The sequence below is a fragment of the Klebsiella aerogenes KCTC 2190 genome, from assembly GCF_000215745.1.
GTDB lineage: Bacteria > Pseudomonadota > Gammaproteobacteria > Enterobacterales > Enterobacteriaceae > Klebsiella > Klebsiella aerogenes.
The window spans coordinates 285,649-304,372 of record NC_015663.1; the positions used below are offsets into that span (position 1 = coordinate 285,649).

Consider the following 18,724-nt stretch of genomic DNA (forward strand, 5'->3'; position numbering starts at 1 on the left):
AACTTTATGGGGAGTCCGTCATGAGTAACGTTTTGATTTTAAAATCCAGCATCAACGGCCCGGCGTCGCTAACCAACCAGCTAATAGATGAATATATGCAGACCCGCCGCGATGCCGGTCATCAGGATTCGGTCGTCGAACACGATCTGACCACCCTCGCCTTGCCGAAACTCGACGGCGCGCTGTTTGCCGCGTTGCGCGGCGCGCAAGACTCGCGCCCGGCGATTCAGCAAGGGGTTGCCCTCTCTGACTCACTCATCGGCGAGTTAAAGGCCAGCGATCTGCTGGTGATCGGCGCGCCGATGTATAACCTCAACGTGCCAACCGATCTCAAAAACTGGTTCGATCTGGTGGCGCGGGCGCGGGAAACCTTCCGCTACACCGAGACCTGGCCTCAGGGACTAGTGGAAGGCGTGCGTGCGGTGGTCATTAGTTCGCGCGGCGGCGTCCATGACGGGCAACCCAGCGATGCGGTCACCCCTTACCTGCGCGCGGTGCTGGGATTGATGGGGATTAGCGACGTTGAATTTATCTATGCTGAAGGGATGGATATTCGCCCGCACGGCCGCGACGCGGGCATTGCCCACGCCCGCCAGCATATCGCCAGGGCCGCTCAGCAGGCGTGAGCTCCGTTCTTTATACGGCTGGTAAAGGGTCATCTTTCACTTTAGAATAATCTAAATTTAGAAAATACTAAAATAAGATGACCACAGCACAACAACTGCAGGCCAGCGCCGGGGAAGCCGCTGTCCTGCTGAAAGCGATGAGCAATCCCCACCGGCTACTGATTCTGTGCATGCTCTGCGAAGCCCCGCGTACAACCGCAGGCGAGCTGGCGCAAATCACCGGCCTGAGCCCTTCCGCCACCTCTCAGCACCTCGCACGAATGCGTGATGAAGGGCTAATCGACTGCGAGCGCGATGCGCAGCGCCTGCGCTATTTCATTACCCATCCCGCCGTTCAGCAGGTCATCGCCACGCTGAAGACCATTTACTGCCCGTAAGGAGTCCTTATGACTATCGCCACCGTTTCAGCCAACGAAGCCCAGGCGCTTATCGCCCAGGGCGCACGGCTGATTGATATCCGCGCTGCCGACGAATACGCCCGCGAGCATATTCCGGCGGCGACACTGCTGCCATTAGAACAATTAACTCACGGCGCGGCGCTCAATGCGCAGCCGGGCGACACCATCATTTTTCACTGCCAGGCCGGCTCGCGCACGCAAAATAACGCCAGTTTTCTGGCCGCCGCCGCCGCGCCCGCGCAGGTTAAGCTGCTGGCTGGCGGTATTCAGGCGTGGCGGGCGGCGGGGTTGCCGATAGTCGAAGATAAATCCCAGCCGCTGCCGCTAATGCGCCAGGTGCAAATCGCCGCAGGCGCGCTGATTTTGCTGGGCGTAGTGCTGGGATACGCCGTCAACAGCGGCTTTTTCTTGCTGAGTGGTTTCGTTGGCGCGGGGCTCACTTTCGCTGGTCTCACCGGTTTCTGCGGCATGGCGCGCCTGCTGGCGGTCATGCCGTGGAACCAGCGTTAAAACGCCTGCCAGATGAGTAGGGCGATGCCGCCAAAGAGCAGCCATTTGACGATGTAATAAACCGTTTTATTCCATTTTTTCAATCGCTTGCCAATAATGCGGATTTGATAAATGTAACGGAAGCTGCGATTAATTCCGCCGGTGCGGTCGCCGACGTCGTTCGGCGCGGCGGCGGCGCTCATTAAATTTCGCCCCAGCCAGTGGTTCACCTTCTGCGCCCAGCGGTAACGCATGGGCCGTTCGATATCGCAAAAAAGAATCAGCCGATTCTCACCGCTGGTATTTTCCGCATAGTGAATATAGGTTTCGTCAAACAGCACACCCTCACCATCGCGCCAGCTGTAGCGTTCGCCGTCCACTTCAATAAAACAGCGGTCGTCATTCGGCGTCGCCAGCCCGAGATGAAAACGCAGCGACCCGGCGTAAGGATCGCGGTGGCGAGGCAAACGGCTACCATCGGGTAGCGTGGCGAACATTGCCGCTTTAACCGAAGGAATCCCACGCAGCAGCTCGGTCGTTTTTGGACATAGCTGGCTGGCGGAGGGATGCGCGTCTTCATACCATTTCAGGTAAAAACGTTTCCAGCCGGTTTTAAAGAATGAGTTAAATCCGGCATCATTATATTTTTCCGCCGCTTTTATTTGCTCCAGACGCTGCAGGTTAATCCCCTCTTCACGAATAACCAACCAGTTCTTTTGTAATATCGCCAACTCTGGAAAAGTCTCCGGGCGTAGATACGGCGTATTTGGCACGCGAGAAAAAAGGTACATAAAGCCATTAAGCGGCGCGGTAAAAGTTGAATGATCGGAAAGCTGCCGCCAGAAACGATAGCGAACCTTTCCGCGATAATGGACGTAGAGCACAGCAATTATAATAATAAGTAAAATGATATACTTCATATTCGCTTATCTGACCATGTTCTGTTTTTAATCATTCCTCGCTGGCAGCGTTAGTTGCCTTCACCGCAGCGCCGTCAAAACCATTAACAAAGATAATACATCCACCCCCACATTGTTTTAACAAAAAACAGCACGATCATTGAATCCGTCAGCGTCGTTGAGCTATCGTTTAGGTTCTTAGTTGTGACCAATGCACAGGAGAAACACCATGTTTGCAACAGGCGATCTGGTACAACCGCGCGTCGGCGGGCCAAAATTGAAGGTAGTGGAAGTGAATGGCGATAGTCTGGTCGTCGTTCAGGCAAGTAACGAGCAGGGTGAAAAGTTTACTCTGAAAGCGGTTGATGTTACGCCTTATACCGAAGAAGGCGATTTCGGCGTCTGCTAAGTAAAACGGTGGGGAATCCCACCGTTTTAACCTACGCTCGATTTAAATCAGGAAGCTCTCAAGCGATTTCCCTTGCGCGACGGCTAAAGCGATCGGCTTCGGCATACGTCCCTGCCCGGTCCAGGTTTTTTCTGCGCCGGTATGGTCGGTATAACGATATTTAGCGGGACGCGGCTTACGCTTTTTACTGCTCTTCGCCGGGGCCATTTCATGCAGCACTAATTCATCAGGTGAAATACCATCAGCAACCATTAATTCCAGCCAGGTATTAATTTTCTCCTGATATTCTGCCTGCTGCTGTTGCGTCTTCTGCTGCTCAGCGCGTTTTTCTTCAGTGACGATCCTGAGCTTTTCCAGCATCTCTTCAAGCACGTCAGTGGAGAATTCACGCGCCATAGCACGCAGTGAGCGAATATTATTCAGTTTTTGTAACATAAAAGACATAAAGATCAAAAATCCCAAATCGAAAAAATAAAACAAGAATTACCTGTTCAGTTTAATAGATATGTATATTTATTTCCAGCCTTAGCTTATTCAAATAAATATGTACAGGATTACACCTATGAACGCGCTGAAATTTATTGGCGGGTAATAGCGAAATAGAACATAAATACAGCCTAGCGCAGATGAATAATGCATAGTGCGACATGATAATATTCATAATGTTATATTTATAGCCACTTCAGTGAGTTATAAAATCATCGCCCGCCGTGGGGAATGCCAATAGCTTTGCGACAATGAATTTAAATTCACATAATCAGAATAAAACCAATTATTTACATACAGCAGCAAATGCTGATAAAAAGGCATCCATCCAGTAAATAACGCCAATAGTGACCAGTATCACATTACGTAATCAGGCGCCCGCCTTATCAACCTCCCTTCCCCTGTCATGCTTACTCGTCACCTTACAAAACAAAATCATATCTATTTGATATTAAACAACATAATCAAAAAAAGGAACAAAAGTAGCGCAAGCTGAGCAAAACGCCAGTTCACAGAGTGTTTTATCGACAAAAAGGCGATAAATAAAAATTTATAGCTAGTTGTCACTTACTACACAGAGATATACTCTACACGCATCAAAACAGGCAGCCCAAAACCGCTACACCATGCGCACTTTTCGGCGTTATTGACTTCATTTTTCGAGGAGCATACCGATGTTCTCTGCTCAATCCCGCTTGCGTCATGCGGTAGCAGACACCTTTGCAATGGTGGTCTACTGCACCGTTGTCAATATGATGATCGAAATTTTCCTCTCCGGAATGACCTTTGAGCAGTCGTTATCTTCACGCCTGGTCGCGATCCCGGTCAACATTATTATTGCGGTGCCTTATGGCTTCTATCGCGACTTCGCCATGCGCCAGGCGCGCCGAATCAGCACCTCGGGATGGATGAAAAACATTGCTGACGTCGTCGCATATGTGACTTTCCAGTCACCGGTGTATGTATTGATTCTGCTGTCGGTAGGCGCAGACTGGCATCAAATTGCCGCCGCGGTCAGTTCAAACATTCTGGTATCAATGATGATGGGCGCAGTGTACGGCTACTTTCTCGACTTCTGCCGTCGCCTGTTCCGCGTCAGCCCTTATCAGCAAGCTAAAGCCTGATCCTTGTCATTCAGCGACTGGCCGCTGCCAGTCGCCCGCTTTCACCCAACCCGCATTTGACTATTTAGCCGTGAGACATCTGCGGCTGAGCTTCGCCAAACAGCCCATTCAGAAAACGCTCAAGCGCCATCCGCGAACTAAAACCGTGGGGAATGCCGTAATGCTGCTGCGCATCCCCCGCCAAATAGAGCGGAAACTGTTCATAATGGTCGCAAGTTTTAATCTCGCTGGCAGGTTCAGCCAGTGAATTACTGCGCTCTTTGAGCGCCGGATGAATAACTAAAGCGGTACGCCCCATGCGCGCTTCGCGGTTCACATAAACATAATTATCGCCACGGCGATATCCATACGCTTTTTGCGTCACAACATCCATGGTGAAGCCGGCTTTTTCAAGAACACGCGCCACCTCATCGGGTCTTAAATACATACTGATTCCTCGTTATCTTTTACCGCACATTTACCTTACCTTATTCACGAATAGCAGCGCTTTCAGAAAATTCCATAAACTCCCGCAAAAGCATAATGCAAAATCATGTCCTACACTTAATAACTCGAATGGAACAAAGGGAGAAACCAATGGCTAACCGTGTGAACCGCAACGACATTGATGAAAGCGCCGAGGATATTCATAACGAAGTCAGCCAATTAGCGGATACGCTGGAAGAAGTGCTGAAATCATGGGGCAGCGATGCGAAAGATGAAGCTGAGAATGCGCGCAAAAAAGCGCAGTCGCTGCTGAAAGAGACGCGTGCCCGCCTGAACGGCAATACCCGCCTGCGCCAGGCGGCCTATGATACCGTTGAACGCGCACGGGATGCCGCCGGCTGCGCCGACAGCTACGTGCGCGATAAACCCTGGCAGAGCGTTGGCGCGGCCGCCGCCGTTGGGGTATTTATTGGCGTTTTGCTTAATTTGCGTCGATAATAGTGTTGATAGACTACATGTGAAGATAACAAATACGCGTCTGACCCTGCGTCCCAATGGTACGCAGGGTTTTTTGTTATTCCACGCTGGCCAGCGCTTGCTTTAATTCGCCTACCACTTCACGCGCCATCACCGCCGACGTTATATTCGTAAAACTCATCAATAGCCCGCCCTCACCGCGGCTAAGCATGCGCCAATCGCTCAACGCCTGCACCGCCAGCCCGGCTCGTTGGCAGCGCCGGGCCTGCTCGCGATCGTCTCCCTTCACCGCCATCACCAGTTGGATCCCGCCGGACTGCGGTACCACCTGAAAACCCTGCGCCTGCAGCGCCGACTCCAGCCACTGCCTGCGCAACACGTAGCTGGCGCGCATTTTTTTCAGATGGCGCCAGAAATGCCCCTCATTGATGAAGTCCGCTAACGTCTGCTGCCATAAGGTCGGTACATTACAGTGGCTCAATTCAGCCTGACGGCGAAACCGCGCCGCCAACGGCAGCGGTACCACCAGCCACGCGACACGCAGCGCGGGAAACATCGATTTACTAAATGACCCGGCGTACAGTACCCGCTGTGGCGCATCGAGGCTTTTCAGCGGCGGTAACGGTTTCCCCTGATAGCGAAATTCACTGTCGTAATCATCTTCAATAATCCAGCTATCGCGCTGCGCCGCCCACTGCAGTACCTGGCGGCGCCTCTCCAGCGATAGGGCCACGCCGAGCGGGCTTTGATGCGCTGGAGTCAACAGCGCAAAGCGCGCCTGCGGAAAGTGTGCCTGCGCCCAGTCGATATCCATTCCCTGTTGGTCAATCGGTACCGGATCGATATTGACCCCCGCCGCGCTAACCACCGGCCGAATGAACGGATATCCCGGATCCTCCATCCACATATGCTGCCCCGGTTGCGCGAGGGTACGCAAAATTAGCGCCATCGAGGCCGCATAGTTGCCGCTAATCACAACCTGCTCCGGCTGGCACTCGATGCTGCGCGACAGACGTAAATAGTCGACAATCGCCTGACGGAGAACCGGTTCGCCGCAGGGATCGCCGGGCGCGAGGTCGAAGCGCGATTGCGTCCGTAGCCGCCGCCCCATCACCCGCGCCCACACCCCGCGCGGGAAAAGATCCAGTGCCGGTAGACCCATTTGAAAAGGCTGCGGCGCGGAGGATCCCTGGCCTGCCGTCGGGCGCTGAGCCGTGACCTGCCGCGGGCTTAGGCGCTCGCTGACAAAGGTGCCCGCCTGGCCGCGGCGCTCCAGCCAGCCCTGGGCCACCAGCTCGCCCCAGGCATTTTCAATCGTCGCCCGCGACACGCCAAGCTCCTGCGCATAACCCCGGCTCGCGGGCAGGCGGCTTCCCGGGGCCAGCTCGCCATTCTCAATCGCTGATTTCAGCTGTCGGGCGATACGCTGGTAGTGCGGCACTTTTTTGGCTTCCATCATGGTCTGCTTTTTTCATCACAATATGGCTATCTTATGCAGTCCATTATAGTGCTATTTTGCCCGGGTCTTAGAGAGGAGAACTGCAAGATGACCACATTACGTCAGCCGTACAGCGAACTGAGCCCGGAAATCTATAAGGGGTTGGTTCAGGCCAGCATAGCGCTGGAAAAAAGCGAATTGGGCAGCACGATGGTGGAGCTGGTCTATTTGCGGGTGTCGCAAATTAACGGCTGCGCTTTTTGCCTTGAGATGCATAGCAAAGCGTTACGCAAAGCCGGCGTTGCCCAGGACAAGCTGGATGCGCTGGCAGGCTGGCGCGTAAGCGCCCACTTCAGCGCCGCGGAACGCGCGGCCCTGGCATGGGCGGAATCGGTTACTGATATCGCAGCCAGCCACGCTGAAGATGAGGTGTACCTGCCTTTAGAAGAGCATTTTACCCCCCGCCAGATTAGCGATTTAACCTTCGCCATCAGCCTGATGAACGCCTTCAACCGACTTGCGGTCGCGATGCGGATGTAATTTTCGGGTATCGACTTCCCTCCCCCGCCAGGCTAGTCGGTGGGGGATAACTTATCGAAAAACTCTATATATTGCGTGGTTGAAGTTTTAAATAACTACATCTAGTATTTCCTGAACATTAAGCCCATAACGTTCGGCACGATGTTTTACGCCGTCTTGTTATCTTAAATGGAAATACGAATCATGCGCATTATTATTTACACTCGAAATGACTGCGTGCAATGCCATGCCACCAAACGCGCGATGGAGAGCCGCGGTTTCGCCTTCGATATGGTCAACATCGACCAACACCCTGAAGCCATCGACATGCTGCGCGAGCAGGGATTCCAGCAATTACCGGTGGTGATGGCCGGGGAAACCCGCTGGTCCGGCTTCCGCCCGGATATGATTAATCGCCTGCGTCCCACCGCGGCTACGGCCAGCCTATGAGCCTGATCGTCTACTTCTCCAGCAGCTCGGAAAATACGCATCGCTTTGTGCAGCGTCTGGCGCTGCCTGCCGTGCGCATCCCGCTCAACGAGCGCGAGCGAATTCAGGTAGACGAACCCTATATTCTCATCGTCCCCAGCTACGGCGGCGGCGGGACGGCAGGCGCCGTGCCGCGCCAGGCGATCCGCTTTTTAAACGACCCGCATAATCGCCGGCTGATTCGCGGCGTGATCGCCGCCGGTAACCGTAACTTCGGCGAGGCCTATGGCCGGGCGGGAGAGGTCATCGCGCAGAAATGCGGCGTGCCGTATCTGTATCGTTTTGAGCTGATGGGTACCCAGCAAGATGTCGACAACGTGCGTAAAGGAGTAAGCGAATTTTGGCAACGACAACCGCAGAACGTGTAACCGCCGGGGCGTCTGATTTCCACGCCCTCAATGCGATGCTGAATTTATACGACAGCAACGGCCGTATTCCCCTGGAAAAGGACCAACAGGCGGTCGAAGCATTTATCCATAATCACGTGCGTCCCAACAGCGTACCGTTCGCCGGGCTGGAGGAGAAACTGCAATGGCTGAGCGACGAAGGTTATTACGATCCGGCAGTGCTGGCCCGCTATGAGCGACGTTTCGTACTGGCCCTCTTCGCCCACGCGCATCAACACGGTTTTCGCTTCCGTACTTTCCTCGGCGCGTGGAAGTTCTACACCAGCTATGCCTTACGTACTTTCGACGGCAAACGCTACCTGGAGCATTTCGCCGACCGCGCCTGCATGGTGGCGCTAACCCTGGCCCAGGGTGATGAAACCCTGGCGCGACAGCTGGCCGATGAGATCCTCGCCGGGCGCTTTCAGCCAGCGACGCCGACCTTCCTCAACGCCGGTAAACAGCAGCGCGGCGAGCTGGTCTCCTGCTTCCTGCTGCGTATCGAAGATAATATGGAGTCGATCGGTCGGGCGGTGAACTCCGCCCTGCAGCTGTCAAAACGCGGCGGCGGCGTGGCGTTCCTGCTCTCCAACCTGCGCGAAGCGGGCGCGCCGATTAAACGTATCGAAAACCAATCCTCCGGGGTGGTGCCGGTGATGAAAATGCTGGAAGACGCCTTCTCATACGCCAACCAGCTGGGAGCGCGTCAGGGAGCCGGCGCGGTTTACCTTCACGCCCATCACCCCGATATTTTGCGTTTCCTCGATACCAAGCGGGAAAACGCGGATGAGAAGATCCGCATTAAAACCCTGTCGCTGGGGGTAGTCATTCCGGATATCACCTTCCAGCTGGCGAAAGAAGACGCGCAGATGGCGCTGTTCTCGCCCTATGACGTTGAGCGACTGTACGGCAAAGCCTTTGGCGATATCGCCGTCAGCGAGATGTATGCGCAACTGGTGGCCGACGACCGCGTTCGTAAACGCTGGATCCGCGCCCGCGATCTGTTCCAGCGGCTGGCGGAAATTCAGTTTGAATCCGGCTATCCGTACATCATGTTCGAGGATACGGTGAACCGCGCCAATCCGATCGCCGGGCGCATTAATATGAGCAACCTGTGCTCGGAGATCCTGCAGGTCAACAGCGCCTCCACCTTTGACGAAAATCTCGATTACGCCACCGTTGGCGAGGACATCTCCTGCAACCTCGGCTCGCTGAATATCGCCCACGCTATGGATTCGCCGGACTTCGCCCGCACCGTCGAAGTAGCGGTTCGCGGCCTGACGGCGGTCTCCGATATGAGCGATATCCGCTCGGTGCCATCGGTGGCGGCGGGTAATGCCGCATCGCACGCCATCGGCCTTGGCCAGATGAACCTGCACGGCTATTTGGCCCGCGAGGGGATCGCCTACGGCAGCCCGGAGGGGCTGGACTTCACTAATCTCTATTTCTACACCGTCACCTGGCACGCCCTGCGCACCTCTATGGCAATGGCGCGCGAGCGTGGCGTGCGTTTTGCCGGGTTTGAGCAGTCGCGTTACGCCAGCGGCGACTATTTCCAGCAGTATTTGCAGGGTGACTGGCAGCCGAAAACCACCACGGTGCGCGAACTGTTCGCCCGTGCGGGGATTACCCTGCCCGATCGTGAGATGTGGCGCCAGCTACGCGACGACGTGATGCGCTACGGTATTTATAACCGCAATTTGCAGGCGATCCCGCCGACCGGTTCGATCTCTTACATCAATCATGCCACCTCCAGCATTCATCCGATTGTGGCGAAAATCGAGATCCGTAAAGAAGGTAAAACCGGCCGCGTGTACTATCCGGCGCCGTTTATGACTAACGACAATCTGGCGCTGTATCAGGATGCCTGGGAAATTGGCCCGCAAAAAATTATCGATACCTATGCTGAAGCCACGCGACATGTCGATCAAGGGCTGTCGCTGACGCTGTTCTTCCCGGATACCGCCACCACGCGCGATATCAACAAAGCGCAAATTTACGCGTGGAAGAAAGGTATCAAGACGCTGTATTACATTCGCCTGCGCCAGCTGGCGCTGGAAGGTACCGAAATCGAAGGCTGCGTGTCCTGCGCGCTGTAAGGAGAACAGGATGACCCATTTATCGCGCATCAGCGCCATTAACTGGAATAAAATCGAGGATGATAAAGACCTCGAAGTGTGGAACCGGCTGACCAGTAATTTCTGGTTGCCGGAGAAAGTGCCGCTGTCCAACGACATTCCGCACTGGCAGACCCTGACGGCTCAGGAGCAGCAGTTGACCATCCGCGTCTTTACCGGGCTGACGCTGCTCGACACCATCCAGAATAGCGTCGGCGCCCCGGCGTTGATGACCGACGCTCTCACTCCACATGAAGAGGCGGTGCTGTCGAACATTAGCTTTATGGAGGCGGTGCACGCCCGCTCCTATAGTTCGATATTCTCGACCCTGTGCCAGAGCAAAGATGTCGATGCCGCCTACGCCTGGAGCGAGGAGAACGCTCCGCTACAGCGCAAAGCGCAGTTGATGCTCAATTACTACCAGGCCGATGAGCCGCTGAAGAAAAAAATCGCCAGCGTGTTCCTCGAATCTTTCCTCTTCTATTCGGGGTTCTGGTTGCCGATGCATTTTTCCAGCCGCGGCAAGCTGACCAATACCGCCGATTTAATCCGCCTGATTATTCGCGACGAAGCGGTGCACGGTTACTATATTGGCTATAAATATCAAAAAGGGCTGGAAATCGTCAGCGCCGCGAAGCGTGAGGAGTTGAAAAATTTCGCCTTTGATCTGCTGATGGATCTATACGATAACGAATTGGCTTATACCCGCGAACTGTATGCCGACAGCCCGTGGCTTGACGACGTCAACGCGTTCCTCTGTTACAACGCCAATAAAGCATTGATGAACCTTGGCTATGAGGCGCTATTCCCGGCGGAAATGGCCGCCGTGAACCCGGCAATTCTTGCGGCGCTGTCGCCAAACGCCGATGAAAACCACGACTTTTTCTCCGGCTCCGGTTCTTCTTACGTCATGGGTAAAACTGAAGCGACCGCCGACGACGATTGGGACTTTTAATCTCGCGATCGCTGGGGAATATATCGATACATTCTCCAGTGATCTATTTCACATTATTTTCTATTATCACACAAATAACCTCCCGGCCATTTTCGTGTCATATTTCCTTCATTTACACCAATTTCCCCATTCATTATTCATGCATAATCAAAAAATATCACCAGCCGTATATGATGGCTCAGCCCTTATATCACGGGCAATTCAGCCAGAGATCCCTATTCAGATTTTGGCTAGCTATTCACATCGAGGGTTGTCACAGAATCTCAGTATGTTAGGGTGTAAAAAGGTAATAATCTTCACCAGGTACGATATCGATATAATTAAAGACAGGAAATCATTTATTGCATGGCAATTAAATTAGAAATCAAGAATCTCTATAAGATATTTGGCGAGCACCCGCAACGCGCGTTCAAATATATTGAAAAAGGACTTACCAAAGAGCAAATACTGGAAAAAACGGGGCTATCGCTTGGCGTTAAAGACGCCAGTCTGGCCATTGAAGAAGGCGAGATATTCGTCATCATGGGACTTTCCGGTTCAGGGAAATCCACCATGGTTCGCCTTCTCAATCGCCTGATTGAACCCACCCGCGGACAGGTGCTGATTGACGGCGTCGATATCGCCAAAATCTCAGATGCCGAGCTTCGCGAGGTGCGCAGGAAAAAGATTGCGATGGTTTTCCAGTCATTCGCCCTGATGCCGCATATGAACGTGTTGAATAACACCGCGTTCGGTATGGAACTGGCCGGCGTTTCCGCCGAAGAGCGCCAGCAGAAAGCGCTGGATGCGCTACGTCAGGTGGGGCTGGAAAATTACGCCCACGCCTATCCCGACGAACTTTCCGGCGGGATGCGCCAGCGCGTCGGCTTAGCCCGCGCATTAGCGATCAACCCCGATATTCTGCTCATGGATGAGGCCTTCTCAGCGCTTGATCCGTTAATTCGTACTGAAATGCAGGATGAGCTCACCAAATTACAGGCAAAGCATCAACGTACCATTGTCTTTATTTCCCACGACCTTGATGAAGCTATGCGTATTGGCGATCGTATTGCCATTATGCAAAATGGCGAAGTGGTGCAAATTGGCACGCCAGACGAAATTCTGAATAACCCGGCGAATGATTACGTTCGTACTTTCTTCCGCGGCGTCGATATTAGCCAGGTATTTAGCGCTAAAGATATTGCCCGCCGTAGCCCGGTTGGCCTGATTCGTAAAACTCCCGGTTTCGGCCCGCGTTCGGCGCTGAAATTATTGCAGGATGAAGACCGTGAATATGGCTACGTCATTGAACGCGGTAATAAGTTTGTCGGCATTGTCTCCATCGACTCTCTGAAAAGCGCGCTGAGCGAAAATCAGGGGCTCGATGCGGCGTTAATTGACTCCCCGCAGGCGGTGGAGGCACAAACGCCGCTCAGCGACCTGCTCTCCCACGTTGGCCAGGCGCCGTGCGCCGTCCCGGTGGTGGATGAAGGACACCAGTATCTCGGCATTATTTCAAAACGCATGCTGCTACAGGCTTTAGATCGCGAGGGGGCAAACAATGGCTGATCAATCAAACCCATGGGATACCGCAGCGCCAGCGGATAACGCGGCGCAGTCTGCCGACGCCTGGGGCAATCCAACACCCGCGCCCGCTGACGGCGGCGGCGCCGACTGGCTTAACAGCGCGCCTGCGCCGCAGCCAGAACATTTCAATATTATGGATCCGTTCCATAAAACGCTGATCCCGCTCGATAGCTGGGTTACCCACGCCATCGACTGGATCGTGCTGCACTTCCGTCCCCTGTTCCAGGGGATCCGCGTGCCGGTGGATTATATTCTCAGCGCCTTCCAGCAACTGTTGCTGGGGATGCCGGCGCCGGTGGCGATTATTCTCTTCGCGCTGATCGCCTGGCAGATCTCCAGCGTCGGCATGGGTATCGCCACCCTGATCTCGCTGGTAGCCATCGGCGCTATCGGCGCATGGTCGCAGGCGATGGTCACCCTGGCGCTGGTGCTGACCGCGCTGCTGTTCTGCATGATAATCGGCCTGCCACTGGGGATCTGGCTGGCGCGTAGCCCGCGGGCGGCGAAAATCATCCGCCCGTTACTGGATGCGATGCAGACCACGCCGGCGTTCGTCTATCTGGTGCCGATCGTCATGCTGTTCGGTATCGGCAACGTTCCGGGCGTGGTGGTGACCATTATCTTCGCCCTGCCGCCAATTGTCCGCCTGACGATCCTTGGGATTAACCAGGTGCCGGCAGACCTCATTGAGGCCTCACGCTCCTTCGGCGCCAGCCCGCGCCAGCTGCTGTTCAAAGTCCAGCTGCCTCTGGCGATGCCGACCATCATGGCTGGCGTCAACCAGACGCTGATGCTGGCCCTGTCGATGGTCGTTATTGCCTCGATGATCGCCGTCGGCGGCCTCGGTCAAATGGTGCTGCGCGGTATTGGCCGACTGGATATGGGGCTGGCGAGCGTCGGCGGTGTCGGGATCGTTATCCTCGCGATTATCCTTGACCGCCTGACGCAGGCCGTCGGCCGCGATTCCCGTAGCCGCGGTAACCGCCGCTGGTACACCACCGGACCTCTGGGGCTGATTACCCGCCCTTTCTGTAAATAAGAGAAGGAATAACGATGCGACATACAACTCTCCTTGCCACAGCGTTTACCGCCCTCGTCACGACCAGCGCGTTTGCTGCCGAGCTGCCGGGTAAAGGCATCACCGTGAAACCGGCGCAGAGTACTATTTCCGAAGAAACCTTCCAGACGCTGCTGGTCAGCCGCGCGCTGGAGAAACTGGGCTATAACGTCGAAAAGCCGAGCGAGGTCGACTATAACGTCGCCTACACCTCCATCGCCTCTGGCGATGCCACCTTTATTGCCACCAACTGGCAACCGCTGCACGATGATATGTACGCGGCGGCGGGCGGCGATAAAAAATTCTACCGTGAAGGAACCTTCGTCACCGGCGCGGCGCAGGGCTATCTGATCGACAAGAAAACCGCCGAGCAGTACCACATTAAATCCATCGACCAGTTGAAAGATCCTAAGATCGCCAAACTGTTTGATACCAACGGCGATGGCAAAGCCGATCTCACCGGCTGTACCCCCGGCTGGGGCTGCGAAGCGGTCATCAACCATCAGATTGATGCCTATGGGCTGAACAATAAAGTGGTCCATAACCAGGGTAACTACGCGGCGATGATGGCCGATACCATCGCCCGTTATAAAGAAGGGAAACCGATTCTTTATTACACCTGGACGCCGTACTGGGTCAGCGACGTGCTGAAACCGGGTAAAGATGTGGTCTGGCTGCAGGTACCGTTCTCCTCCCTGCCGGGAGAACAGAAAGATATCGACACCAAGCTGCCGAACGGCGTCAACTACGGTTTCCCGGTGAACACCATGCATATCGTCGCCAACAAAGCCTGGGCCGAGAAAAACCCGGCGGCGGCGAAGCTGTTTAGCCTGATGAAGCTGCCAATTGCCGATATCAACGCCGAAAACGCGATGATGCATGCCGGCCATGCTTCAGAAGCCGACATCAACGGCCACGTTGATGGTTGGATTAAAGCCCACCAGCAGTTGTTCGATGGCTGGGTGAAAGAAGCGCTGGCGGCGCAGAAGTAATCTCTCCCTCTCCCCATGGCGTTTTATCGCCGTGGGGACTGCCTTCCCCTGTACCAACATGAAACGAATATGCATAAAAATGCGTATTTTCTGATTTCCCATTTTAGCGATTGTGAAGCCATCACGCCGTCTGCTAAGGTGAATAACTCTTTCCAGGCGTAATTTTCACCAACGTTATCAATAAGTCACCAATATGGAAACTCCTGCTCCCTGACGTCAGCCCCCGTGACTACCAACACGGGTAGGTTTCGTCGCGTTCAGGTTGAGCTTACAGGTGGCGAACAGCATTATTATCCCTACGCAACTCAGCGCTTTAGCCTATGGTTTGGCATGGAAAATCGGCGACTCGCCGGAGATTTTAAGTATTAATAGTGACCAATAATTCATTTGCTTTATTTGTCACAATAGTTATTATATCGGCTGTAATTAATGAGGTTATACCCAAATGGATAGTTCGTTTACTCCCATTGAGCAGATGCTCAAATTCCGCGCCAGCCGCCATGAAGATTTCCCTTTCCAGGAGATTCTCCTCACCCGTCTCTGTATGCACATGCAGGGTAAGCTGCTGGAAAACCGTAACAAAATGCTGAAAGCGCAAGGGATTAACGAGACATTATTTATGGCGCTGATAACGCTTGAGTCTCAGGAAAATCACAGCATTCAACCTTCCGAGCTGAGCTGCGCGCTGGGTTCGTCACGCACTAATGCCACCCGCATCGCCGACGAACTGGAAAAACGCGGCTGGATCGAACGTCGTGAAAGCGATAACGATCGTCGCTGCCTGCACCTGCAGCTGACCGACAAGGGTCATCAATTCTTGCGCGAGGTATTACCTCCGCAGCACAACTGTCTACATCAGCTGTGGTCTTCTTTGAGCACCGCGGAAAAAGACCAGCTGGAGCACATCACCCGTAAACTGCTTGGCCGCCTCGACCAAATGGAAGAAGACGGCGCGCTGGCGGGATCCCTGCGCTAAGCACGGAGCCGCACAATATTTTGAGTTGCAAGGAACACGGTCAGGCCAGCAGATCTTCTGCTGGCCTTTCTGGTAAACAGGTCGGCTCAGCCGATGTGAAATAATAAGAATGTAAAATTGTGGAGAATCAGATGAGCGAAAATGCGGCGAGCCAAACTCCGCAGCAATCAGGCAGCAAGAAAGGGAAACGCAAAGGCGCCCTTCTGCTCCTGACCTTGCTCTTTGTTATTGTGGCCGTAGCCTACGGCATTTATTGGTTTTTAGTCCTGCGTCATTATGAAGAGACCGATGACGCTTATGTGGCAGGGAACCAGGTACAGATCATGGCGCAGGTTTCCGGCAGCGTGACTAAGGTCTGGGCCGACAACACCGACTTTGTGCAACAAGGCGATCCGCTGGTCACCCTTGACCAGACCGACGCCCAGCAGGCGTTTGAAAAAGCCAAAACCCAGCTGGCGGCAAGCGTGCGCCAGACTCGCCAGCAGATGATCAACAGCAAGCAGCTGCAGGCGAATATTGACGTCAAAAAAACCGCCCTCGCCCAGGCGCAGGCAGACCTTAATCGTCGTATCCCGCTGGGTGCCGCGAACCTGATTGGCCGCGAAGAGCTGCAGCACGCACGTGACACCGTCGCCAGCGCGCAGGCCGAACTCGACGTCGCCATTCAACAGTACAACGCCAATCAGGCAATCGTACTGGGCACCAAACTGGAACAGCAGCCGGCGGTGCTGCAGGCGGCGACCGAAGTCCGCAACGCCTGGCTGGCGCTGCAGCGTACGCAAATCGTCAGCCCGATTAGCGGCTACGTTTCTCGCCGCTCGGTGCAGCCTGGCGCGCAGATCGGTACCACTACCCCGCTGATGGCGGTGGTTCCAGCCACCAACCTGTGGGTTGACGCCAACTTTAAAGAGACCCAGCTCGCCCATATGCGTATCGGCCAGCCGGCGACCATCGTCAGCGATATCTACGGCGATGACGTGAAGTACACCGGTAAAGTGGTCGGCCTGGATATGGGTACCGGCAGCGCCTTCTCCCTGCTGCCGGCGCAAAACGCCACCGGTAACTGGATCAAAGTCGTCCAGCGTCTGCCGGTTCGTATCGAGATAGATGCTAAACAGCTGGCGCAACATCCGCTGCGCATCGGCCTGTCGACGCTGGTTGAAGTAGACACCAGCAATCGCGAAGGCGAGATGCTGGCAAGCCAGGTACGAAGCTCGCCGGTCTATGAAAGTAATGCCCGTGAAATCGGCCTTGAGCCGGTAAATAAACTGATCGACGGTATCATCCAGGCCAACGCCGGATAATTCGGGGTGAGCGTAATGCAACAGCAAAAACCGCTCGAAGGCGCGCAACTGGTCATCATGACCATTGCGCTGTCGCTGGCGACTTTCATGCAGGTGCTGGACTCCACTATCGCCAACGTGGCTATTCCGACCATTGCCGGTAACCTTGGCTCGTCGCTGAGTCAGGGAACCTGGGTCATCACCTCGTTTGGGGTGGCGAACGCTATCTCCATCCCGATTACCGGCTGGCTGGCGAAGCGCGTCGGCGAAGTGAAACTCTTCGTCTGGTCGACGGTGGCATTCGCTATCGCCTCCTGGGCCTGCGGGGTGTCGAACAGCCTGACGATGCTGATTTTCTTCCGCGTGATTCAGGGGATCGTCGCCGGTCCGCTGATCCCGCTATCGCAGAGTCTGCTGCTCAGCAACTACCCGCCAGCGAAACGCTCAATCGCGCTGGCGCTGTGGTCGATGACGGTCATCGTCGCGCCGATTTGCGGCCCGATTCTCGGCGGCTATATCAGCGATAACTACCACTGGGGCTGGATCTTCTTCATCAACGTGCCGATTGGCGTGGCGGTGGTTCTCATGACGCTGCAGACCCTGCGCGGCCGTGAAACCCGCACCGAGCAGCGGCGTATCGACGGCGTCGGGCTGGCGTTGCTGATTATCGGGATCGGTAGCCTGCAGGTGATGCTCGACCGCGGTAAAGAGCTCGACTGGTTCGCTTCCAACGAGATTATCATCCTGACCATCGTGGCGGTGGTGGCGATAAGTTTCCTTATCGTCTGGGAGCTGACCGACGATAACCCGATAGTCGACCTGTCGCTGTTTAAGTCGCGTAACTTTACCATCGGCTGTTTGTGTATCAGCCTGGCCTATATGCTCTACTTCGGCGCCATTGTATTGCTGCCGCAGCTTCTGCAGGAGGTATACGGCTACACCGCCACCTGGGCCGGTTTGGCTTCGGCGCCGGTCGGAGTGATCCCGGTCATTCTGTCGCCGATTATCGGCCGCTTTGCTCATAAGCTCGATATGCGGCGGCTGGTGACCTTCAGCTTTATTATGTATGCGGTGTGCTTCTACTGGCGCGCGTGGACCTTTGAACCGGGAATGGACTTCGGCGCATCGGCCTGGCCGCAGTTTATCCAGGGTTTTGCGGTGGCCTGTTTCTTCATGCCGCTGACCACCATCACTCTCTCTGGCCTCCCGCCGGAGCGGCTGGCGGCGGCGTCGAGCTTGTCGAACTTTACCCGAACCCTTGCCGGCTCCATCGGTACCTCAATTACCACCACCATGTGGACCAACCGCGAGGCGTTGCACCATGCGCAGCTCACCGAGTCGGTGACGCCGTTCAACCCCAACGCCCAGCAGATGTACGATCAGCTGCAGGGTATGGGAATGACGCATCAGCAGGCTTCCGGCTGGATTGCCCAGCAGATAACCAACCAGGGGTTGATTATCTCCGCCAACGAAATCTTCTGGGTTTCGGCGGGGATCTTTATCCTTCTGCTAGGCCTGGTGTGGTTCGCCAGGCCGCCGTTCAGCGCCGGCGGCGGTGGCGGGGGCGCACACTAAGTATTAACAAAAGGGATCTGCGGATCCCTTTTTTATT

21 protein-coding genes and 1 pseudogene are annotated in these 18,724 nt (G+C 54.9%); 18 read left to right on the forward strand and 4 right to left on the reverse strand.

What is annotated here, in order from left to right; translation table 11 throughout:
- Nucleotides 1-20 precede the first annotated feature (20 nt).
- The 3 genes from EAE_RS01410 to EAE_RS01420 all read left to right on the forward strand — a co-directional run bounded on the left by EAE_RS01410 (nt 21) and on the right by EAE_RS01420 (nt 1,534).
- On the forward strand, nt 21-626 hold the full coding sequence (locus EAE_RS01410) for an FMN-dependent NADH-azoreductase (protein ID WP_015703229.1): 606 nt from the start codon (nt 21-23) through the stop codon (nt 624-626).
- Between the two features lie 77 nt (nt 627-703).
- A complete protein-coding gene (locus tag EAE_RS01415) occupies nt 704-1,003 on the forward strand; it encodes an ArsR/SmtB family transcription factor (protein WP_015370089.1) in 300 nt (99 codons plus the stop codon).
- 9 nt (nt 1,004-1,012) lie between these two features.
- On the forward strand, nt 1,013-1,534 hold the full coding sequence (locus EAE_RS01420) for a rhodanese family protein (protein ID WP_015703230.1): 522 nt from the start codon (nt 1,013-1,015) through the stop codon (nt 1,532-1,534).
- Here EAE_RS01420 and lpxO read toward each other — a convergent pair.
- Nucleotides 1,531-2,433, reverse strand: a complete 903-nt coding sequence (lpxO, locus tag EAE_RS01425; RefSeq protein WP_015370087.1) for a lipid A hydroxylase LpxO — start codon at nt 2,431-2,433, stop codon at nt 1,531-1,533. The genes EAE_RS01420 and lpxO overlap by 4 nt on opposite strands.
- Nucleotides 2,434-2,641: 208 nt before the next feature.
- Between lpxO and EAE_RS01430 the strand changes: the two genes are divergently transcribed.
- Nucleotides 2,642-2,821, forward strand: a complete 180-nt coding sequence (locus EAE_RS01430; RefSeq protein ID WP_015370085.1) for a hypothetical protein — start codon at nt 2,642-2,644, stop codon at nt 2,819-2,821.
- Nucleotides 2,822-2,863: 42 nt separating this feature from the next.
- Here EAE_RS01430 and stpA read toward each other — a convergent pair whose 3' ends face one another.
- Entirely contained in the window at nt 2,864-3,265 is a 402-nt protein-coding gene (gene stpA / locus EAE_RS01435; protein ID WP_032706443.1) for a DNA-binding protein StpA, read from the reverse strand.
- Between the two features lie 716 nt (nt 3,266-3,981).
- Here stpA and alaE point away from each other — a divergent pair.
- Nucleotides 3,982-4,431 carry an L-alanine exporter AlaE gene (gene alaE / locus EAE_RS01440; RefSeq protein WP_015370082.1) on the forward strand — a complete coding sequence of 150 codons (450 nt, stop codon included), beginning with the start codon at nt 3,982-3,984 and terminating at the stop codon, nt 4,429-4,431.
- A gap of 64 nt (nt 4,432-4,495) precedes the next feature.
- On the opposite strand, the gene EAE_RS01445 is transcribed toward alaE, so the two are convergent.
- On the reverse strand, nt 4,496-4,858 hold the full coding sequence (locus EAE_RS01445; RefSeq protein ID WP_015370081.1) for a DUF2002 family protein: 363 nt from the start codon (nt 4,856-4,858) through the stop codon (nt 4,496-4,498).
- 149 nt (nt 4,859-5,007) lie between these two features.
- On the opposite strand from EAE_RS01445, the gene EAE_RS01450 reads away from it, so the two are divergent.
- Nucleotides 5,008-5,355, forward strand: coding sequence for a DUF883 family protein (locus EAE_RS01450; RefSeq protein ID WP_015370080.1), 348 nt, complete (start codon nt 5,008-5,010; stop codon nt 5,353-5,355).
- A 76-nt stretch (nt 5,356-5,431) separates the two neighbouring features.
- Here the strand turns inward: EAE_RS01450 and pdxR are convergent, their stop codons facing one another.
- On the reverse strand, nt 5,432-6,790 hold the full coding sequence (gene pdxR / locus EAE_RS01455) for a MocR-like pyridoxine biosynthesis transcription factor PdxR (protein ID WP_047079397.1): 1,359 nt from the start codon (nt 6,788-6,790) through the stop codon (nt 5,432-5,434).
- A gap of 90 nt (nt 6,791-6,880) precedes the next feature.
- Here pdxR and EAE_RS01460 point away from each other — a divergent pair, with 90 nt between their 5' ends.
- The 12 genes and pseudogenes from EAE_RS01460 (at nt 6,881) to emrB (ending at nt 18,687) form a co-directional block, all read left to right on the forward strand.
- Complete coding sequence (locus EAE_RS01460; RefSeq protein WP_015703232.1) at nt 6,881-7,312, forward strand: carboxymuconolactone decarboxylase family protein; 432 nt, start codon at nt 6,881-6,883, stop codon at nt 7,310-7,312.
- Nucleotides 7,313-7,495: 183 nt separating this feature from the next.
- Nucleotides 7,496-7,741 carry a glutaredoxin-like protein NrdH gene (nrdH, locus tag EAE_RS01465; protein WP_015703233.1) on the forward strand — a complete coding sequence of 82 codons (246 nt, stop codon included), beginning with the start codon at nt 7,496-7,498 and terminating at the stop codon, nt 7,739-7,741.
- Nucleotides 7,738-8,148, forward strand: a complete 411-nt coding sequence (nrdI, locus tag EAE_RS01470) for a class Ib ribonucleoside-diphosphate reductase assembly flavoprotein NrdI (RefSeq protein ID WP_015370076.1) — start codon at nt 7,738-7,740, stop codon at nt 8,146-8,148. Before nrdH ends, nrdI begins: the two co-directional genes overlap by 4 nt.
- Entirely contained in the window at nt 8,121-10,265 is a 2,145-nt protein-coding gene (gene nrdE / locus EAE_RS01475; protein WP_015703234.1) for a class 1b ribonucleoside-diphosphate reductase subunit alpha, read from the forward strand. The genes nrdI and nrdE overlap by 28 nt, the downstream gene beginning before the upstream one ends.
- Before the next feature lie 10 nt (nt 10,266-10,275).
- Nucleotides 10,276-11,238, forward strand: a complete 963-nt coding sequence (nrdF, locus tag EAE_RS01480) for a class 1b ribonucleoside-diphosphate reductase subunit beta (protein WP_015703235.1) — start codon at nt 10,276-10,278, stop codon at nt 11,236-11,238.
- A 345-nt stretch (nt 11,239-11,583) separates the two neighbouring features.
- Complete coding sequence (gene proV / locus EAE_RS01485; RefSeq protein WP_015370073.1) at nt 11,584-12,786, forward strand: glycine betaine/L-proline ABC transporter ATP-binding protein ProV; 1,203 nt, start codon at nt 11,584-11,586, stop codon at nt 12,784-12,786.
- Nucleotides 12,779-13,843 carry a glycine betaine/L-proline ABC transporter permease ProW gene (gene proW / locus EAE_RS01490; protein ID WP_015370072.1) on the forward strand — a complete coding sequence of 355 codons (1,065 nt, stop codon included), beginning with the start codon at nt 12,779-12,781 and terminating at the stop codon, nt 13,841-13,843. Before proV ends, proW begins: the two co-directional genes overlap by 8 nt.
- 14 nt (nt 13,844-13,857) lie before the next feature.
- On the forward strand, nt 13,858-14,853 hold the full coding sequence (proX, locus tag EAE_RS01495) for a glycine betaine/L-proline ABC transporter substrate-binding protein ProX (RefSeq protein WP_015370071.1): 996 nt from the start codon (nt 13,858-13,860) through the stop codon (nt 14,851-14,853).
- A 229-nt stretch (nt 14,854-15,082) separates the two neighbouring features.
- A pseudogene (locus tag EAE_RS25505) lies at nt 15,083-15,235 on the forward strand (hypothetical protein); the annotation flags it as partial.
- A gap of 63 nt (nt 15,236-15,298) precedes the next feature.
- Nucleotides 15,299-15,829 (forward strand): transcriptional repressor MprA, encoded by a 531-nt coding sequence (gene mprA, locus EAE_RS01505; protein ID WP_015370069.1) that lies wholly within the window; start codon nt 15,299-15,301, stop codon nt 15,827-15,829.
- Nucleotides 15,830-15,960: 131 nt separating this feature from the next.
- Entirely contained in the window at nt 15,961-17,133 is a 1,173-nt protein-coding gene (emrA, locus tag EAE_RS01515; protein WP_015370068.1) for a multidrug efflux MFS transporter periplasmic adaptor subunit EmrA, read from the forward strand.
- A 15-nt stretch (nt 17,134-17,148) separates the two neighbouring features.
- The gene (gene emrB / locus EAE_RS01520) at nt 17,149-18,687 is read left to right on the forward strand and encodes a multidrug efflux MFS transporter permease subunit EmrB (RefSeq protein ID WP_015703236.1); all 1,539 of its coding nucleotides are present in this window, start codon (nt 17,149-17,151) and stop codon (nt 18,685-18,687) included.
- Nucleotides 18,688-18,724 lie beyond the last annotated feature (37 nt).

What these genes read in the sequence shown, in the direction of transcription:
- EAE_RS01460 (WP_015703232.1), top strand. Translation starts at nt 6,881, where the DNA reads ATGACCACATTACGTCAGCCGTACAGCGAACTGAGCCCGGAAATCTAT.
- proX (WP_015370071.1), top strand. Translation starts at nt 13,858, where the DNA reads ATGCGACATACAACTCTCCTTGCCACAGCGTTTACCGCCCTCGTCACG.
- EAE_RS01450 (WP_015370080.1), top strand. Translation starts at nt 5,008, where the DNA reads ATGGCTAACCGTGTGAACCGCAACGACATTGATGAAAGCGCCGAGGAT.
- nrdF (WP_015703235.1), top strand. Translation starts at nt 10,276, where the DNA reads ATGACCCATTTATCGCGCATCAGCGCCATTAACTGGAATAAAATCGAG.
- pdxR (WP_047079397.1), bottom strand. Translation starts at nt 6,790, where the DNA reads ATGGAAGCCAAAAAAGTGCCGCACTACCAGCGTATCGCCCGACAGCTG.
- nrdI (WP_015370076.1), top strand. Translation starts at nt 7,738, where the DNA reads ATGAGCCTGATCGTCTACTTCTCCAGCAGCTCGGAAAATACGCATCGC.
- EAE_RS01420 (WP_015703230.1), top strand. Translation starts at nt 1,013, where the DNA reads ATGACTATCGCCACCGTTTCAGCCAACGAAGCCCAGGCGCTTATCGCC.
- proW (WP_015370072.1), top strand. Translation starts at nt 12,779, where the DNA reads ATGGCTGATCAATCAAACCCATGGGATACCGCAGCGCCAGCGGATAAC.
- mprA (WP_015370069.1), top strand. Translation starts at nt 15,299, where the DNA reads ATGGATAGTTCGTTTACTCCCATTGAGCAGATGCTCAAATTCCGCGCC.
- EAE_RS01430 (WP_015370085.1), top strand. Translation starts at nt 2,642, where the DNA reads ATGTTTGCAACAGGCGATCTGGTACAACCGCGCGTCGGCGGGCCAAAA.
- lpxO (WP_015370087.1), bottom strand. Translation starts at nt 2,433, where the DNA reads ATGAAGTATATCATTTTACTTATTATTATAATTGCTGTGCTCTACGTC.
- proV (WP_015370073.1), top strand. Translation starts at nt 11,584, where the DNA reads ATGGCAATTAAATTAGAAATCAAGAATCTCTATAAGATATTTGGCGAG.
- EAE_RS01445 (WP_015370081.1), bottom strand. Translation starts at nt 4,858, where the DNA reads ATGTATTTAAGACCCGATGAGGTGGCGCGTGTTCTTGAAAAAGCCGGC.
- stpA (WP_032706443.1), bottom strand. Translation starts at nt 3,265, where the DNA reads ATGTCTTTTATGTTACAAAAACTGAATAATATTCGCTCACTGCGTGCT.
- emrB (WP_015703236.1), top strand. Translation starts at nt 17,149, where the DNA reads ATGCAACAGCAAAAACCGCTCGAAGGCGCGCAACTGGTCATCATGACC.
- EAE_RS01415 (WP_015370089.1), top strand. Translation starts at nt 704, where the DNA reads ATGACCACAGCACAACAACTGCAGGCCAGCGCCGGGGAAGCCGCTGTC.
- alaE (WP_015370082.1), top strand. Translation starts at nt 3,982, where the DNA reads ATGTTCTCTGCTCAATCCCGCTTGCGTCATGCGGTAGCAGACACCTTT.
- EAE_RS01410 (WP_015703229.1), top strand. Translation starts at nt 21, where the DNA reads ATGAGTAACGTTTTGATTTTAAAATCCAGCATCAACGGCCCGGCGTCG.
- nrdH (WP_015703233.1), top strand. Translation starts at nt 7,496, where the DNA reads ATGCGCATTATTATTTACACTCGAAATGACTGCGTGCAATGCCATGCC.
- emrA (WP_015370068.1), top strand. Translation starts at nt 15,961, where the DNA reads ATGAGCGAAAATGCGGCGAGCCAAACTCCGCAGCAATCAGGCAGCAAG.